Genomic DNA, 1118 nt, shown 5'->3' with positions numbered 1-1118 from the left:
GGCCGGACGAACTCCCACTCGACATCGGACAGTTCATGGCGACGTATCACCCGACCATGATCCACCATCCAAGATCAATTGAAGACACCGCCTAGTGCCGTGCCTGAGGCGGCACTAGGGTCGTCCGGCGGATCATGGGCCGAGCCAGGGCCGGACCAAGGGGCGGCCGGTGCCCTAATCGTGTTGACCGCCTCCGGCAAGCAGTGCTGGAGTCGGCACGTGGACAGCATCCCCGCCAACCGGCGGCTCTGGAACCGGATCAGCAGCGCCTACCAGCACAAGCACGACCCTCAAATCGGTGCCACACCCCGGCTGTGGGGCATGTACTCCATCCCCGACGCGCACCTGCACGCCCTGGGCGACGTCACCGGCAAGCGCGTCCTCGAACTCGGCTGCGGCGGCGGCCAGTGGTCCAGGGCGCTCGCCGCCGAAGGCGCCACCGTGGTCGGGCTCGACCTGTCCGAAGCCCAACTCACCGCAGCGGCTCGCGCGATGGGAGCGGCCCGCTACCCGCTGGTGCAAGGCGCCGCCGAACAACTCCCCTTCGCCGCCGACAGCTTCGACCTGGTGTTCTGCGACTTCGGTGGGCTCAGCTGGGCGCCCCCGCACCTGGCCGTCCCGCAGGCCGCACGCGTCTTGCGCCGAGGCGGGCGCCTGGTGTTCAACGTCGCCAGCCCATGGTTCGAAGCTTGCTACGACGAAGCCGCCGGCCGCGTGACCACGACGTTGCAGCAGGACTACTTCGGGTTGAACACCATCGCCGAAGACGACGGTGCGGACGACGGCGCGACCAGCTATCAGCTCACCTACGGCGGCTGGGTCCAGGTCCTGCGCGGCGCGGGTCTCGTCATCGACGACCTCATCGAGCCGCGGCCCGAACTCGGAACACCCAACGGCTACAACGAAACCGACCCGCCCGACTGGGCGCACCGCTGGCCCGCGGAACTGCTCTGGGTAACCCACAAACCGTAGGTTCCGCCGCACCGAGACGTGAAGGCATCCCCTCGCCGGACAGGTCCTAGGCGCAATGCCGTTGTTTTAGGCCTCGGGCGTAGGTTCCTGGGTAGTGGTCCCAGGGGGTGGTCGGGTGTCTGGGCGCGTGTCTGAGTTATCGGGTC

At 68.1% G+C, this 1118-nt stretch carries 1 protein-coding gene; it reads left to right on the top strand.

Annotation, left to right across the window (positions count from 1 at the left end; genetic code table 11):
* Positions 1–219: 219 nt before the first annotated feature.
* Entirely contained in the window at positions 220–972 is a 753-nt protein-coding gene (locus tag ABZV42_RS42275) for a class I SAM-dependent methyltransferase (RefSeq protein ID WP_356057677.1), read from the top strand.
* Positions 973–1118 lie beyond the last annotated feature (146 nt).

Source organism: Streptomyces sp. NPDC005281, assembly GCF_040607495.1.
Classification (GTDB): Bacteria; Actinomycetota; Actinomycetes; order Streptomycetales; family Streptomycetaceae; genus Streptomyces.
The sequence above is the reverse complement of the archived record's forward strand: the minus strand, read 5'-3'. Positions and strand labels throughout refer to the sequence as shown.